Source organism: Zhenhengia sp. (assembly GCF_046966505.1).
GTDB classification, from domain to species: Bacteria; Bacillota; Clostridia; order Lachnospirales; family Cellulosilyticaceae; genus Zhenhengia; species Zhenhengia yiwuensis.
On record NZ_JBKVCH010000011.1, the window covers coordinates 1 to 16880 of the forward strand.

The following is a 16880-nucleotide window of genomic DNA, read 5'->3' on the forward strand; positions in this document are numbered from 1 at the left end:
CGGCCGATGGTACTTGGCTGGAGACGGCCTGGGAGAGTAGGTGGTTGCCAAATTTATGGAGGGGTTCCCGAGTGGCCAAAGGGGGCAGACTGTAAATCTGTTGGCACCGCCTTCGAAGGTTCGAATCCTTCTCCCTCCACTACCAAAGTGCAAGATGTAATCTTGCACTTTTTTTGTATTTTCAAATAGTGTATCATAATAAAAAGAATTTCAGGACATTAGTAAAAGGAATGAGGATAGGATATGTATTTTGATGAAATGGGTGATAGAAAGAATCATACTATTATTATGCTACATGGGGCAGGTCTTCCATTAGGATTTTCAAGACAATATAGTTTAGCTACAGAGTATCATCTAGTATTACCACATTTATATGGTAATGGAGAAGAAGCTAGTAAAGATTATACATTAGATAAGTGTGTAGAAGGTGTGTTAGATATTATAAAGTCTCTTGGAAAAGACAAGATAACGATTGTTGGTTTCTCTATAGGAGCACAGCTTATTATTCCTATACTTTGTAAAGGAGAAGCCTATTTTGATAAGGCTATTTTAATAAGTCCATGGGTATGTAAAAGTGAAAAAGCACTTAAATCAGTCGTAGAGAGTATGAATCAAATGGGAAGTTTAATGCATATAAAGTGGGTTGCTAAGTTACAAGCTCAGATGGTAGGAATGAATCAGAATGATAAAGAGCGTTTTATTACTTATTGTAAAAATACAACAAAAGAGAATCTTATTGCTATGGTGAAGCAAGGTGTTAACATTGAAGATTACAATGAATATAGAGACTTAAAGATTCCTATGTTAGTTTTAGCAGGAAGCAAAGAGAATGAGGAGATACATGCTTCAGTTAAGCTGCTTCAAAAGCTTAATCCAGAGTATTGTAAGATTCAGATATTAGAAAAACATGGGCATGATATTCCCTATAATAAATCACAACTATTTAACACTATCCTATTAGACTTTTTAAATCATAAATAGACAAAGGTAGTCGACAGGAAATAATTGTAAAAAATTTACAGCTATGCTATACTGATACAACCTAATTTTAGGAGGGACAGAGGATGAAAAAGTATGGGGTATACGTTGTAATCAGTATAGTAGGTTTAGGAAGTATACTAGGAGTAAGCATGCTTAGAGAGAGAGAACGTAAAATTGATATTCAAGCTTATATAGGAAAATCTTATGAAGAAGAACTTCCTAAAGAATTAGAACAAAAAGGTATAGAAGTAAAATACGGAGACAATAATGAAATTTTAGCCTTACTCATTAACCGTAAAAACTATGAAGTAGATTCAATTGAAGTGGGAGATTCCGTAGATAAGATCGAAGAGATTTATCCAAAAGAGTGGATTAATAAGGGTGAACACACAGTTAAGATTTCTTATGGTAGGGAAAGTCATTATGGTGTTGCAACAGATTTTATTATCTATGTAATAGGTAATAACAATAAAATACAAAGTATTATTATAGGAAAGACAGCCGAATTTATAGATTCACCACTACCAGATTCTAATAGGCAAGCTAAAGAATTACTTCAAGGTAAGTGGCGATCTCAAGATGAAAGAGTATTAAGTTTTGAAGAAGATTTATTTAATGATACCTACATGGATGTATTATGGGATCAACAAACTTATAAAGTAATAGCACCTAACAGACTCATGCTATCTAGGCAAAAAGAAGAGCAAAGTGAAAAACTAACTTTGAATTTTTGGTTAGATGAGAGTACACTATATCTTTTTACAATTAATGAAAAAGGCATGCCTATTGAGGAAAGTATAGAAGTATTTTCAAAGTTTTAAAAAGTAGTTTAATAAAAAAATACGAATAATAATTTCACTTAAATTGACTATATTTGAGTCAAATTGTACAAAAAAATGAAGACAAATTCCTTGATTATTTATTATACATGTGTTATCCTAATCATGTAAGTTAAAATATTGGAATTAAACGATGGTAGGCCGCATGTTCTATAAAACACTGGACCGAAAGCGTTTTGTAGTACAGTGTTTTAGCAGTAACTTTTTTTTAAAATAAGGAGGCCTAGCACATGGTAGGTAAAGTTAAATGGTTTAACGCAGAAAAAGGTTTTGGATTCATTGAAAGAGAAGATGGAGATGACGTATTCGTACATTTCACAGCTATCCAATCAGAAGGATTCAAAACATTAGAAGAAGGTCAAACAGTTGAATTCGATATCGTTGAAGGCAACAGAGGACCTCAAGCTGCTAACGTTATTCGTAAATAATGAAATAATAAGCCTATAAGCATATGCTTATAGGCTATTTTTATGTATAAATTAGGTATATTTTTTATTGCTTCTTAATAAGTTTAATAGGGATTAATAAAATTAAGGAGGAGATAGAATGTTTACAAGGGAAGAAGTTAAAGCCGCAAGTAAGGAGCAGTTAAAAGGACGTTGGGGAATAGTAGGAGGCCTTTTTCTTGTTATTACAATTTTGCTTATAGGAATACAGTTTATTCCCTATATTGGTTTTTTAGGTAATTACATAATAAGTGGAGCTTGTACTTTGAGTTATATTATTATATGTTTTAAAGTTATTCAAAGAGAACCTCTAGGAATAGAGGATGCTTTCAGTGGCTTTAAAAACTTTGGTAAATCAATAGGACTTTTCTTTTGGCAATTACTATGGGTTTTTTTATGGACACTGTTATTTATCATTCCTGGTATTATTAAATCTTATAGTTATTGTATGAGCTTCTATATTTTAGCTGATCATCCTGAAATAACTGTACGAGAAGCTATGAATGAAAGTAAACGTATGACTCAAGGGCATAAAATGGATCTTTTCATTTTGCAGCTATCATTTATAGGATGGGGAATATTAGCAACATTAACTTTTGGAATAGGGTACTTTTGGCTTATACCTTATATGCAAGTGACAATGGCTAATACTTATAAGAAGCTTGCTAATCAATAGGAATTAAAAATAGGATACCTTATATAGGTATCCTATCTTAGTTTAAAGTACATAATTAAAAACACACCAGTAGTGGCATGCACTGCCTAGCATAACAAAAATATGGAATAATTCATGAAAGCCAAATGTTTTAGAGATATTTGGCTTTTTTAGACCATAGATAATACCACCAATAGTATACATGATACCGCCTAATGCTAACCATGTAAGACCACCTGTATTAAGGGCTTTAGAAAGTGGACTTAATGCAAGAACAGCAACCCAGCCCATGCCAATATAAAAACCTGTTGAAATCCATCTAGGCATATTAATCCAGAAAACTTTAAGGGTAATACCTATAATAGCAAGAGACCAGATTATGGTAATAATACTAATTTGCCATGCACCTGTAAGAGCAAGTAAGCAAAATGGTGTATAAGACCCTGCAATAAGTATAAAAATCATAGAATGATCTAATTTCTTAAGTTTAAGTAAAACAGCTTGATTGGCTCTAACTGCATGGTAAATGCCACTAGCTGTATAAAGTGCTACAAGGCTTAAACCAAAAATAGTAATAGACACGATAGCTGTTGTAGTAAGTGGCGAACCTTTGCCACCATATATAAGTAATAATATAGTACCGATAAAAGAAAGGCCGGCACCTATAAGATGAGTATAAGCGTTAATAGGTTCTCTAATGTATTGATTCATTGAAACATCCCCTAACCTTGACAAGTAGTTTTAAATACTACTTAATATTATAACTAAAATATATCATAATATACATATTGTAGTCAATATAGTTTCTATAATAATTTGGCTTGATTTTATAAAAGGGATTAGGTATGATAAAATCAAGAAACACAAGGAGGCTACGGACATGGAGAGTAAATGGTTAGAAGAAGAAGTTGCTAAATTAGGCCTTGAAGAATATATAGGACTTGGAGATATTCCAGACCTTGATTTATATATGGATCAGCTTATTACATTGTTTGAAAGCAAGCTTAGTCATACAAAGCGTTATGAGGGGGACAAGCTTTTGACTAAAACAATGATTAACAATTACACAAAAGATAAGGTATTAATGCCTGCACATAAAAAGAAATATACTAAAGATCATATTATTCTTATGATTCTTCTTTACCATCTTAAAGGTATTATTAGCATTGGAGACATAAAAGATTTATTTTCATCCTTAAAAATAGATGAGAACTTAGATAGTCATAAATTAGCAAATTTTTATGAGGCATATTTAGCATGCCGAGATAAGGAGTTATCTTATTTCAATTTTGGAATTGAAAAGCGTATAGAAATGGTCAATGAAGAAATGGAAAAAATGCAAATACACGATGAAAAGGTAGGGGCTATGTTGTTAGTATGTACTTTAATAGAGCAAGCTACTTACCATAAAAGGTTAGCAGAGCACATTATAGATAAATGTATTAAGGGAGAGGAGTAGTCATTAGGCTACTCTTTATTTATTGGATAAACTAGTATAAAAGTTGTTAATTTATTATTAATGTCTGAAATTTGTGTTGACAAATATTGTAACAAATTAGATAATTAGATTTGGGAAAGGATTTTATTTTGAAGATTATTCCTAAATAGGCGTACAATTATTTTTTATAAACGAAGGAGGATTTCATAATGGCAACAAAATCTAGATTTCCAAGAACAGAAATTGGTGCGAATAACCCTATCTTTGGACAAATTCGTACAACAATTGAAACAGCATTTTATGGTAATAATGTAACACCTGTAACTTCATTAAAGGAAGCTTACAAACTTGCAAAAAATGCTCCGGGAACAATCGTGACAGATATTCCTGTTTATAGACCAGATTTACTTGGTTTAGATGATGATACAAAAATTCTTCTCTTCAATGACGGTGCAGTAAGTGGGCGCGCAGCAGCAGCTCGTAAAATTATGGGAGAACCTGGTGTAAATCAAGGTGAATATGCTCTTAAAATTAGCGAAGCAATTTACAAAGCTCGTACTAAAAAACTGTATCATGCACAAGCAATCGTAGGCCTTGATAAAGACTTCTCAGTAAAAGCGCATCTTTGTATCCCAGAAACTCAAGAAAATATTATGTACTCTTGGTTATTGAATTTCCAAGCTATTAATGAAGAAGTAGCTAAAATGTATGCAGAATCTAAAGAGTATCCAGAAGGAGATCTTTATATATTCTCAGATCCAGACTGGTCACATCCAGATCATCCAATGGGTCTTACATTCTTTGATCCAGAACATAACTGTGCTGCTATCTTAGGTATGAGATACTTTGGAGAACATAAAAAAGGTACATTAACCCTTGCGTGGGCTATGGCGAACCGTCATGGATATGCTTCATGCCATGGTGGACAAAAACGTTATAACCTTGGTGAAGGTAAATCATTCGTTGCTGGTGTATTTGGACTTTCAGGTTCAGGTAAATCAACTCTTACACATGCTCGCCATGGTGGTAAATACGATATTACAGTACTTCATGATGATGCTTTTGTTATTTCAACAGAAAATGGCTCATCAGTAGCTCTTGAACCAGCATATTTTGATAAAACTCAAGATTATCCACTTACATGTGAAGATAATAAATACCTTGTTACAATGCAAAACTGTGGTGCTACAGTAGATGAAGATGGTAAGATTGTACCAGTCACAGAAGATGTTCGTAATGGTAATGGTCGTGCTGTTAAATCTATTCTTTGGTCACCAAATCGTGTAAATAAATTTGAAGAACCAGTTAATGCAATCTTCTGGATTATGAAGGACCCTACAATTCCACCAATCGTTAAATTAAGTGGAGCAGAACTTGCTTCTGTAATGGGTGCTACACTTGCTACAAAACGTTCAAGTGCAGAAAGACTTGCTCCAGGGGTTGACCCTAATGCGTTAGTTGTTGAGCCATATGCTAACCCATTTAGAACATACCCACTTGTAAATGACTACGAAAAGTTCAAAGCATTAGTTGCTGAAAGAAACGTAGATTGCTATATCGTAAATACAGGGGACTTTATGGGTAAAAAAGTAACACCAAAAGATACACTTGGTGCACTTGAAGCAGTAGTAGAAGGAAGAGCTACATTTAAGCCATGGGGACCATTCTCTGATATTGAAATTATGGAACTTGAAGGTTTCATACCAAACCTTGAAGATGAAAATTACGTTGAACAATTACAAAAACGTATGCAAGATCGCGTAGATTTCATCAAATCTCGTGATACAGAAAAAGGTGGCTTTGATAAACTTCCAGCTGATGCTTTAGAGGCATTACAGAAAGTTGTGGATGAAGCACACACTATTTAATTTCATACATAATAAGAGATAAAAAAGGTAGTACTAGCTTTTAAGGCTAGTTACTATCTTTTTAATTTTATTAATAAATATGACAGAAAAAGTATAATTACTTGCAAATGTGGGAGGCTAGTAATTTTTCAACTTCTAAAATATCTGTTCCTCTACTAAATTCAATAGAAAAATGTGTTCCTTTAGTGTATAATTTAATTTCGTTATCAAATTCGAAAACTCCACCTTTTTCGACCCCGAAATAGTAGATGGAATGGTAAGGAAGTGAAATGAGTTGTTTTTTTGTAGACAAAGCTTCTTTATCAATAAAGATGATACGTTTGTTAGTAAAACAAATTTCATCTAATACAAGACGATAAACAGCCTCAATAACCTCACCTTCTATAAGGTATCGCTCAAATTGAGATGTATTATCTGTCTTACTACCACCAAATAATCCCATGTGTATAACCTCCTAAAAATTAGATAAACTTTATGAAAAGTATAATCTAATTTTTAGAATTAGTCTATGCACTTAGTAACTTATATAATGAAAGGATTTACACATAATAGGGATAAAAGTTTATTTTAGCAACTTAAGGAGACATCATGAAAAACAAAACACATTTAAAGCGTGAACTGGGTCTTGCCGCTGCAACGTCCATTGTTGTAGGAAACATGATTGGTTCAGGAATTTTCACATCGCCGCAGAGTCTCGCTCAAGTGGCAAATCCAATAGTTACTGTCTTAGCATGGGTGATTACCGGACTAGGATCTATGTTATTAGCCCTATCTTTTGCTAACCTTGGGACAAAATATCCTGCAACAGGGGGGCCTATTGTTTATACCCATAAAGCTTTCGGTGAGTTTATGGCATTTCTTGTATCATGGACATTCTGGTTAGGATCTTGGATCGGAAATGCAGCTATTATTACAGCAGTTATACGCTATCTGACTACATTCTTTCCAGCACTTGGGACAAACGGTATTTTAGCTTTCGCTGTTTCTTCCTTATTATTATGGATATTTACTTATATTAATTATAAAGGTGTAAAAAATGCAGGCTATGTAAGCATTATTACAACAGTAATTAAAATAGGTGTTATTTTAGTTTTTATGGTTATTGCATGCATTGGATTTGATGCAGCAAATCTTACAACCTCTGTATCTGAAGAGGCAAACAGCTTAGGGGCACTTCCAGCAGCTATTGCTATTACACTATGGTCATTTGTAGGACTTGAAAGTGCGACTATATCAGGGGGAGAAATTAAAAATCCAGAGAAAAATATTAAAAGAAGTACAGTTATTGGAACGGGGTTAGCTGTACTCATTTATATTTTCTTATCTGTTCTTGCAATGGGAAGTATGCCACAGAATATGTTAGCAACTACACAAGCACCTCTAGCGGATATTATGAATTATGTAACAGGTGCTACATGGGGTGGTTACTTTATTTCTGGTGGTATTGTTATTGCCGCTGCAGGTGCATTAAGTGGATGGGTACTCACAACTGCAAGACTTGCTTATGCAGCAGGTGAAGATGGGCTTTTCCCTAAATTCTTTGCAAAAGTACATCCAAAATACAATACACCAGTTGTAGCATTAGTCATCACAAGTTTATGTACAAATGCATTATTACTTTTAAACTATGTATCTAACCTAACAGAAGCTTTTGACTTTATGATTAACTTAGCAACATTATCCTTCATTCCAGCTTATGCCTTAACAGCATGTGCAGAGATCATACTTACATTTAGAAAGGAACACAAATTAACCTTATTAAGTTTCCTTAAGCATGGGTTCCTTTCATTAATTGCTTTTGGTTATGCAATTTACATCATCTATGGTGCAGGCTCAGAAAGTGCTATGTGGATATTTATTCTTATGTTAGTAGGAATTCCTTTCTATGTTTATAAGAAGTTACAAGGTGAAGTAGGGCATTCTATAAAATAAAGCATGAAAAAACACCTTAAAGTAGGTTTGAAGTCTACTTTAAGGTGTTTTTCTATATTAAAGAAAAATATTAAGCAGTAAAGGTACGTTTAATATTTTCAAGTAATGCACTATCAGTTAATACCTTAAGCCCTGTTAAAGCAAGTGTTTTAGCTCCAAGGCTGATAGAAGCATCTGCTTTAGGTGAGATACAAGCTGATGCAAATTCTACTGTATGAGCAGGAATTGGCGTATCTGAAATACTAAGAGTAGGGTGAATAGTTGGTATAGCATGGCTAACATTGCCTGCATCTGTAGAACCCATTGCGCGGTCTACAGTAGAAACTGTTTCACCTAATTCTTCAAGCGTAGTTGCAAAAATATCATCTAATATAGCATTTGGAGAAAGGTTATCTAATACGTGTTGAATATGGGTGTATTTAGTAGTACAGCCTGTAGAAAGTGCGCTACCTTCTGCAATACTTTTAACCTTTCTAATAACTTCTTGTAAACCTTCACTTGTAGCAGCTCTAAGATAAAAACGTGCTCTAGTATAGTCAGGAATAATATTAGCTGCCTGACCGCCATCTAAAATAACCCCATGAATACGTACATCAGATGTAAGTTGTTGTCTTAAAGCAGCAATACCATTGTAAAAGAGCAGTAAAGCGTCTAAAGCATTAATACCATCTTCAGGGCAGCTAGCCGCATGGGCAGGCTTACCAAAGAATTCAAAGTCCATAGGTGCAATAGCAAGAGAAGATGGTGTTTTTTGATTGTGAGAACCTGGATGGATCATCATAGCTACATCTGTTCCTTCAAATAAGCCAGCTTTTACATAGCTTGCTTTAGCACTTCCATTTACGCCACCTTCTTCAGCAGGTGTGCCAAATACTTTAATAGTACCTCCAATATCATCAATAACTTTACTTAGTGCAATAGCGGCCCCAATGCTTGTTACACCAATAATGTTATGACCACATGCATGCCCAAGGCCAGGGAGTGCATCATATTCGGCTAGAAATCCAATAGTAGCCCCCGCTTTACTACTAGATTTGGTAGCGATAAATCCCGTTCTATGACCAGCAATATCTGTTATTACATCAAACCCATGTGATTGTAATTCTTTAGAGAGTATTTCACACGCAAACTCTTCTTCATTACTTATTTCAGGTCTAGCATGAATAGCATGGCTAATCTCTACTAAACGCTCATTAATTGCAGCAACTGTATCTAAAATTATTTCCCTAGCAATCATTTTCGTTACCTCCGTAAGTATTTTATTCATTTATATTTATAAAGACAAATTATTCCCTAACAAGTTATATACACACTCTGTATACCCATACAAGTATTTTAAAATATTGGAAGCATTGCTCCATCATAAACTTCATCAATAAGTGCTTTTACTTCGTCTGTTTGATAAATCTCTACTAAACGTTTAAGTGCTGCATTATCTTTATCACTTGTTCTAACAGCAAAGATATTATAGTAGTTGAAAGCGTTTTCTGATTCAGGATCTTCTATATAAATAGAGTCTTCAAGTGGTTTAAATCCAGCGTCAACAGCTACCCCATTGTTGATGAGCGCTAAATCTAAATCTGGAAGTGAACGTGGAATTTGGTTAGCAGCCATATCTTGAATTTTAAGATTCTTTGGATTGGCTGTTACATCTTTTAATGTAGGGATGAGACCAGCTGCATCATCTACTTCAATAAGACCAGCTTCTTCGAGGAGAAGAAGTGCACGGCCACCATTTGTAAGGTCGTTTGGAATAGCTACAAGCCCACCTTCTGCAATGTCAGTTACATTATCAAGTTTGTCAGAATAAATGCCCATTGGTGCAAATACAGTGTTGCCGAGTGCTGTAAGGTCTAATTTATGTTCTTCTTTGAACTGTTCAAAGTAGATGTTAGTTTGGAAAGAGTTAATGTCAATTTCACCTTGGTCTAAAGCCGTATTTGGCTGAATGTAATCAGCAAAGCTAATCACTTCGAGTTCAATATTTTCTTTAGCAAGTTCTTCTTGGATATAATCCCAGATTCTAAAGTCTGTACCATTTACACCGAGTTTTATTTTAGTAGTATCTGAAGAGACATCTTCACTAGTACCACATCCTGTAAAAATAGAAGTTGCAGTCACAAGGCTTAAAGTTAAAAGAGCTAATTTTTTAAATTTCATTGTTTATCATCCTTTCAATCTATAAATAATTTAATTTAATTTAATGTGTAAGCTTTCTTGCAATGTAATCTCCAATACTTTGCACAAGGGTAACGATAATAAGTAAGAGAATAACAGTCACAACCATAATGTCCGTTTTAAAGTATTGATAACCATATTGGATAGCGAAGTTTCCAAGGCCACCACCACCGACGCTACCAGCCATTGCAGAGAAGCCAATAAGACTGATAAGTGAAATAGTTACAGCATGCACGATGTTGGGAAGGCCTTCAGGAATAATAACTTTAAAGATAATCTCTAAAGGACTACTCCCCATAGCTTTTGCAGCTTCAAGTACACCTTTATCTACTTTTTGAAGTGCTACTTCAACCTGTCTTGCAATAAAAGGTGTAACCCCTACAATAAGAGGAACAAGTGCCCCTTTAACACCGATAGTTGTGCCGACTACAAAGCGTGTAAAAGGTACGATAGCAGCAATCAAAATAACAAAAGGAATGGATCTAAAGACATTAATCACTTTAGAAAGTATGCTGTATACTACTTTGTTTTCCAAAATATGCTTAGGACTTGTAATGAGAAGGATAAGTCCTAAAGGAATACCGATAAGAGAAGCGATAAGACCGGAGATACCCACAGTAACAAAAGTTTCATTGAGGGCTTTAATCATTTCCGGGAAATACTCTATAACATTAGGCACTAGTTCTTGTAATAATGCGTTCATCATCTATAACCTCCACTTCAATATGTTGTCTAATATAATCAAGCGCTTTTTGTACTTCTTCTTCACTACCATGTAAATCAATAACGAGGTTCCCAACTAAGATATCTTGCAGTTTCTCAATATTACCGAAGGTAATATTAGCAGTTACTTTAAAGTGTTGAGATAAAGCAGAGATTAAAGGTGAACCTGTAGAACCTCCTATATATTTTAAGTGAAGCATCTTAGCTATTTCACCTTCGTGAGGTAGGCTTAAACGTTCAAAGTGCATATCTTTTGCCAGAAAATCTTGAGTGATTTGACTTTGTGGTTGGGTATACACATCAATAAGCTGGCCAACTTCCAGAACACAGCCATGTTCCATAACGGCAATTTTGTTACAGATTTCTTTAATCACTTCCATCTGGTGTGTAATAAGTACAATAGTAATACCTAACTCTTTATTGATTTTTTTAAGTAGAGCTAGGATAGACTGTGTAGTCTGTGGGTCGAGTGCAGAAGTAGCCTCATCACAGAGTAGAATTTCTGGGTTAGTAGCTAAGGCACGGGCGATAGCTACTCTTTGCTTTTGACCACCACTTAGTTGTGAAGGATAGCTATTTACTTTATCTTCTAGGTCTACAAGTCTAAGGAGGTCTTTAACTCTATTGGCTATAGTTGATTTACCAAGCTTTTGACTTTTAAGTGGATACGCAATGTTTTCAAAAACTGTTTTGCTATGCATTAAGTTAAAGTGTTGAAAAATCATGCCAATTTTTTTACGTATATGGCGAAGTTCTTTTTCTTTAAGCTGTGTAATGTCCTGGCCCAGGAGAAGTACTTCACCAGAAGTTGGCACTTCAAGTCCATTAATGCAGCGGAGCAGTGTACTCTTGCCAGCACCGCTATAACCGATAATACCGAAGATATCACCTTTATCTATTGTAAGTGTTACATTTTTTAATGCATCTACATGAGTCTCTTTGCTTTTGAATGTTTTACTAACATTTTTAATTTCAATCATTTTCTAGGCCTCCCTATAAGTTTTTTAAGGCAATCAAAAAACCCCGTCTCTATAGCTTTTTAATGCTATAGAGACGGGGTATATATACACCGTGGTACCACTCTAATTCATCTATTCCTCACGAAATAGATCTCTTCAAGTACGTCATCTAATAAGATGAGTATACTCTATCGCTATAACAGGCGAATCCTGTTGCAGCCTAAACCCTATAAGGGCAGTCGGTGCACCACTCCAAGGCCATATTCAGTTTATTATTCTCTGCTTCTTTTCAGCTACCGAAGCTCTCTGGTAAGAGACATCCTAAACTTACTCTCCTTTTCAAGGCGTTTGTACGTTCATTTGATTAATGTGAAGTTTAGCATAAGACAAAAACCAATTGCAATATATTTTTTGAAAATAGGATAAGAATTGTGAATAATAACTATAAAATAAATTATATCATAGTGTAAAAATATTCTATTTTACCTATAAGAAAAATATTTTATAGGCCTGAAGAAGCTGTGGTACAATAAAAAGAAAATGGCACTTAGGAGTAAAAACATGGAAAAGTGGATGCAGGAAATAAGACAGTACAAGCCTTATAATGAACAAGAAGAAAAAGATAAAGCTTTAATTTTAACTTGTATGGATGCATATGATAATTTGCTTACAAGAGAAAATCCAGTAGCACATTTTTCAAGTTCAGGATTTATTGTTAATAAAACAAGAGACAAAGTACTAATGATTCATCATAATATTTACAATGCATGGTCATGGACTGGTGGTCATACAGATGGAGAAACAGATTTTTTAGGTGTAGCCATCAGGGAAGCGAAGGAAGAGACTGGCGTTCAAGAGGTAAAAGTTCTATCAGAAGGGATACTTTCTTTAGATGTACTACCTGTACCAGCGCATATTAAAAAAGGTGTGTATGTATCAGCTCATTTACACTTATCTATTGCATACCTTGTAGAGGTAGATGAAGAAGAATTACTTAGAGTTAAACCAGATGAAAATAGTGGTGTTAAATGGATTGCTATAGAGGAATTAGATAAGTATGTAGACAATGAGCCAGACATGCTTATTCTTTATAAAAAGTTTCTTGAAAAAATGAAAATCTATAATTTATAGTTAGAAGTATGAAACCTGAAAAATTTAGTCACACTATAGTAAATGTAGGTAATATTTTCTGTAGTGGTGTTGTAAACAGATACAATTGTATCTATAATACTATAAGAGATAATGAAAACAAAACAAAGGAGGCGGGTAAGTAATGAGCAAACCAACTTTTTATATTACAACCCCTATTTACTATCCAAGTAATAAGCTTCACATCGGACATTCGTATACAACTGTGGCAGCAGATGCCATGTCAAGATATAAAAGACTTCGTGGATATGATGTAATGTTCCTTACAGGAACAGATGAACATGGTCAAAAGATTGAACGCCGTGCGGCAGAAGAAGGTGTAACACCTCAAGCATTCGTAGATGGCATTGTAGATTGGATCAAAGACCTTTGGAAAACAATGGACATTAGCTATGATAAATTTATCCGTACAACAGATGCAGACCATAAAGCTACTGTACAAAAAATCTTTAAGGCACTTTATGATAAAGGTGATATCTATAAGAGTGAATATGAAGGTATGTACTGTACACCATGTGAGACATTCTTCACAGAACATCAACTTGTAGATGGCAAATGCCCAGACTGTGGTAGACCAGTTGAGAAAGTAAAAGAAGAATCTTATTTCTTCAAGCTTTCAAAATACCAAGATCGTATTATTAAGCACATTGAAGATCACCCAGAATTTATCCAACCACAAACAAGACAAAACGAAATGCTGAATAACTTCCTTCGTCCAGGTCTTGAAGATCTTTGTGTATCTCGTACATCATTTAAATGGGGTATTCCAGTAGAGTTTGACACAGATCACGTAGTATATGTATGGCTTGATGCTTTATCAAACTACATCTCAGCACTTGGTTATGGTAGTGACAATGATGAGCTTTACAATAAGTTCTGGCCAGCAGATGTGCACCTTGTAGGTAAAGAGATTATCCGTTTCCATACAATCATTTGGCCAGCTATCCTTATGGCGCTTGACCTTCCACTTCCAAAACAAGTATTTGGTCACGGATGGCTTGTAATCGATGGTGGTAAAATGAGTAAATCTAAAGGTAACGTAGTAGATCCTAGTGCACTTGTAAGTCGCTATGGTAGTGATGCAATCCGTTACTTCCTTCTTCGTGAAATTGCATTCGGACAAGACGGTAACTTTACAAATGAAGCACTTATTTCACGTATCAACTCAGACCTTGCTAATGATCTTGGTAACCTTACATCACGTACAGTTGCTATGATTGAAAAATACTTTGAAGGCGGCGTACTTCCAGAAGTACATGAAGGTAATGAGTTTGATGCAGATGTACAAGAAGTTGTCCGTATTCAAACACAAAAAATGGAAGAAAATATGGAAAAACTCTTCTTTAACAATGCCCTTGAAGATATCTGGGTAATGATTAGAAGATTCAACAAATACATTGATGAAACAATGCCATGGGTACTTGCAAAAGATGAAGCAAACAAACCAAAACTTGCAGGTGTACTTTATACATTAGCAGAAGGATTACGTATTGTAAGTATTATGATTGAACCATTTATGCCTCGTACACCAGAGCTTATCTGGGAACAAATTGGCTTAAGTCGTGGGGAACTTACAGCTTGGGAGACAATCCATACATGGGGTACAATGCCAAATTCTGTTCATGCTAAAAAAGGCACAAATATGTTCCCTCGTATTGATAAAGATAAAGAGTTAGCAGAACTTGAAGCAGCTATGGAAGCAGCAAAAGCTGCAGTAGCTCCAAAAGTAGAAGAAAAACCTGCTAAACCAGCTAAAGAAGAAATTACAATTGATGATTTTGCAAAAGTTGAACTTAAAATTGGTGAAGTAATTGAATGTGAACGCGTACCAAAAGCAGATAAATTACTTGTTTCTAAAATTAGAATTGGTGATGAAGTAAGACAAATCGTATCAGGTATTGCTAAATACTATGCTCCAGAAGAATTTGTAGGTAAAAAGGTAGTTGTAGTAACTAACCTTAAACCAGTTAAACTTCGTGGTATTCTTTCAGAAGGTATGGTACTTTGTGCATCAGATGATGAGGGTAACTTAGTAGCAGTGGGACCACTTGGTGAAATGGTTCATGGTGCAGATGTTAAATAATTTACAAATAAAAAGGTTGATGTAAATAATGTTTACATCAACCTTTTTTATATCATGATCTTTTAAAATGTTCAAATTCAGATACAAGTTTACTAACGCTATTTTTGTTTCAGAAGCTGCATGGCTACTTTATTGAATAATGTTTTCAATAGATATAGCTTCTTTCTTAACCTAAATATTCTTGTGCAAGGATTTCTTCTAATGTTCTTGGGTCATTAATAGCAAGATACATATCATTAGCTAATATATTTGCCTGGTCCATATTGGTTTGCCATGTAAAAAGGCCACCTAAACAATTATCAGCAACATATTGGCCTTTGAAGTAAATAGAAAGGCCGTTATCAAAGGCAAGGAAGAAGTTTCCGAATTGGTCAACGATATAAGGAGCTTTAGCAACATTATCCCATCTTACAGTATAACCATTTGTGTTAAGGTAAGACCTACGGATTTCATCGAAGGTCCTTGTAATTGTGGCACCATTTCTGCCGTAAAGAGGAAGACCAAGTAGAAGCTGTTCTGGAGGCATACCAGCATTAATAAGATTTTGAACATATAAATCAGCACTTATATTGTTAAAGGCAAGGTCTGATGGAAAAAGATTAGAATGATGTCTTGCACCTTGAGCGCCTGTTACACCAGCTGTAAAGTCATAGGCCATAATATTGAAATAGTTAATAATAGGGGCAATACCTGCAATATCTACATTACGAATATAAGATGCATCCCCAGTGCCAGCTACACTAATCCAGGCATCGGAACCTAATACATCACGTAATGCTTGGAGTAAGAGTGTAAAGTTTTCTCTATCTTGAGGTCTTGAAGTAATACCAGCGGCACTACTACCAGGATACTCCCAGTCAATATCTACCCCATCTAAGTCATATTCATCTACCCAGCTTCTAACTTCTCTAGCAAAATTGTAGCGAGACTGTGGTGTAAGAGCGGCGTCAGAGAAGCCATCATTACCCCAGCCACCAATACCTAATATAACTTTAAGATTAGGGTCTGAAAATCTAAGGTTAGCAAGTTCCTGAAGATATCTTCTAGAATATACATCTAGCGACCCATCAGGCTGAATAAGTGCAAAAGCATAAATAACAAAGTCTAAAAGAAATGGGTCTACATTTTGAGGATCGCCAAGAACATATTCACCTACTACTTTTTGGATATTAGGACAGGCTGGGTTAGTAGGTTGGTTGGAAACACTTTGAATTTCAGGCCTATAACCTTTTTTAAGAGAATCTACAATAGTCACAACGTGGGAAGCAGTTAATGGAGAAGAGATATCATCATGAATGATAGCTCTGAGAATTTCACTAGGATCTATAATATAAAGAGTAGTATCTGTGGTTCGACTAGGGAGCTGTACGATTTGAATATCATTTTGATGAAGGATTTCATCCGGACCCCTTAATAAACTAGTATTTTTAAGATAGGATGTAGGGGCATTACAAACAACTGTCCACTTATTATTACTACTCATTCCACGAAGTTGAGGAAATTTATAACCTATTTGAGGAATACGTGGCATGAATAAACAACTCCTTTTTTATGGTATATATTAATAATATTTCAAGATGTTTCCAATGTTGCTTGTTCAAAGCCAAAATAATTAAGTTTTGCAAAAAA

Annotated in this window: 16 protein-coding genes, 1 tRNA gene and 1 other annotated feature; of the genes, 10 read left to right on the top strand and 7 right to left on the bottom strand. The window is 34.8% G+C overall.

The window, feature by feature from the left end:
- The first annotated feature begins 57 nt into the window (after positions 1-57).
- From ACLTBU_RS12045 to ACLTBU_RS12065, 5 genes are all read left to right on the top strand, one after another.
- Positions 58-139: transfer RNA gene (locus ACLTBU_RS12045), tRNA-Tyr, on the top strand.
- Positions 140-243: 104 nt separating this feature from the next.
- Positions 244-981, top strand: coding sequence for an alpha/beta fold hydrolase (locus ACLTBU_RS12050; RefSeq protein WP_177671693.1), 738 nt, complete (start codon positions 244-246; stop codon positions 979-981).
- Between the two features lie 83 nt (positions 982-1064).
- Positions 1065-1802, top strand: a complete 738-nt coding sequence (locus ACLTBU_RS12055) for a hypothetical protein (RefSeq protein ID WP_412219090.1) — start codon at positions 1065-1067, stop codon at positions 1800-1802.
- Positions 1803-2050: 248 nt separating this feature from the next.
- Positions 2051-2248, top strand: coding sequence for a cold shock domain-containing protein (locus ACLTBU_RS12060; RefSeq protein ID WP_177671695.1), 198 nt, complete (start codon positions 2051-2053; stop codon positions 2246-2248).
- A 118-nt stretch (positions 2249-2366) separates the two neighbouring features.
- The gene (locus ACLTBU_RS12065; RefSeq protein ID WP_177671696.1) at positions 2367-2942 is read left to right on the top strand and encodes a DUF975 family protein; all 576 of its coding nucleotides are present in this window, start codon (positions 2367-2369) and stop codon (positions 2940-2942) included.
- A gap of 42 nt (positions 2943-2984) precedes the next feature.
- Here the strand turns inward: ACLTBU_RS12065 and trhA are convergent, their stop codons facing one another.
- The gene (gene trhA / locus ACLTBU_RS12070; protein WP_177671697.1) at positions 2985-3632 is read right to left on the bottom strand and encodes a PAQR family membrane homeostasis protein TrhA; all 648 of its coding nucleotides are present in this window, start codon (positions 3630-3632) and stop codon (positions 2985-2987) included.
- A gap of 169 nt (positions 3633-3801) precedes the next feature.
- Here trhA and ACLTBU_RS12075 point away from each other — a divergent pair, with 169 nt between their 5' ends.
- The gene (locus ACLTBU_RS12075) at positions 3802-4380 is read left to right on the top strand and encodes a DUF1836 domain-containing protein (protein WP_177671698.1); all 579 of its coding nucleotides are present in this window, start codon (positions 3802-3804) and stop codon (positions 4378-4380) included.
- A gap of 188 nt (positions 4381-4568) precedes the next feature.
- Positions 4569-6227 (top strand): phosphoenolpyruvate carboxykinase (ATP), encoded by a 1659-nt coding sequence (locus ACLTBU_RS12080; protein WP_177671699.1) that lies wholly within the window; start codon positions 4569-4571, stop codon positions 6225-6227.
- Between the two features lie 97 nt (positions 6228-6324).
- Here the strand turns inward: ACLTBU_RS12080 and ACLTBU_RS12085 are convergent, their stop codons facing one another.
- The gene (locus tag ACLTBU_RS12085) at positions 6325-6669 is read right to left on the bottom strand and encodes a PH domain-containing protein (protein WP_177671700.1); all 345 of its coding nucleotides are present in this window, start codon (positions 6667-6669) and stop codon (positions 6325-6327) included.
- Between the two features lie 146 nt (positions 6670-6815).
- Here ACLTBU_RS12085 and ACLTBU_RS12090 point away from each other — a divergent pair, with 146 nt between their 5' ends.
- Positions 6816-8159: an amino acid permease gene (locus tag ACLTBU_RS12090; protein WP_412219094.1), complete on the top strand. Its 1344-nt coding sequence runs from the start codon at positions 6816-6818 to the stop codon at positions 8157-8159.
- Positions 8160-8229: 70 nt separating this feature from the next.
- Here ACLTBU_RS12090 and ACLTBU_RS12095 read toward each other — a convergent pair whose 3' ends face one another.
- The 4 genes from ACLTBU_RS12095 to ACLTBU_RS12110 all read right to left on the bottom strand — a co-directional run bounded on the left by ACLTBU_RS12095 (position 8230) and on the right by ACLTBU_RS12110 (position 12040).
- A complete protein-coding gene (locus tag ACLTBU_RS12095; RefSeq protein WP_177671702.1) occupies positions 8230-9396 on the bottom strand; it encodes a M20 family metallopeptidase in 1167 nt (388 codons plus the stop codon).
- 98 nt (positions 9397-9494) lie between these two features.
- Positions 9495-10319 (bottom strand): MetQ/NlpA family ABC transporter substrate-binding protein, encoded by an 825-nt coding sequence (locus tag ACLTBU_RS12100; RefSeq protein ID WP_412219096.1) that lies wholly within the window; start codon positions 10317-10319, stop codon positions 9495-9497.
- 40 nt (positions 10320-10359) lie between these two features.
- Positions 10360-11040 carry a methionine ABC transporter permease gene (locus tag ACLTBU_RS12105; RefSeq protein WP_177671786.1) on the bottom strand — a complete coding sequence of 227 codons (681 nt, stop codon included), beginning with the start codon at positions 11038-11040 and terminating at the stop codon, positions 10360-10362.
- A complete protein-coding gene (locus tag ACLTBU_RS12110; protein ID WP_320649689.1) occupies positions 11009-12040 on the bottom strand; it encodes a methionine ABC transporter ATP-binding protein in 1032 nt (343 codons plus the stop codon). Before ACLTBU_RS12110 ends, ACLTBU_RS12105 begins: the two co-directional genes overlap by 32 nt.
- A 66-nt stretch (positions 12041-12106) precedes the next feature.
- Positions 12107-12371 (bottom strand) — a binding site (T-box leader).
- 209 nt (positions 12372-12580) lie between these two features.
- On the opposite strand from ACLTBU_RS12110, the gene ACLTBU_RS12115 reads away from it, so the two are divergent.
- Positions 12581-13150: an NUDIX hydrolase gene (locus tag ACLTBU_RS12115; protein WP_177671705.1), complete on the top strand. Its 570-nt coding sequence runs from the start codon at positions 12581-12583 to the stop codon at positions 13148-13150.
- Between the two features lie 142 nt (positions 13151-13292).
- The gene (gene metG, locus ACLTBU_RS12120) at positions 13293-15251 is read left to right on the top strand and encodes a methionine--tRNA ligase (protein ID WP_412219099.1); all 1959 of its coding nucleotides are present in this window, start codon (positions 13293-13295) and stop codon (positions 15249-15251) included.
- A gap of 166 nt (positions 15252-15417) precedes the next feature.
- Here metG and ACLTBU_RS12125 read toward each other — a convergent pair whose 3' ends face one another.
- Positions 15418-16782, bottom strand: coding sequence for a glycoside hydrolase family 18 protein (locus tag ACLTBU_RS12125; RefSeq protein WP_320649688.1), 1365 nt, complete (start codon positions 16780-16782; stop codon positions 15418-15420).
- Positions 16783-16880 lie beyond the last annotated feature (98 nt).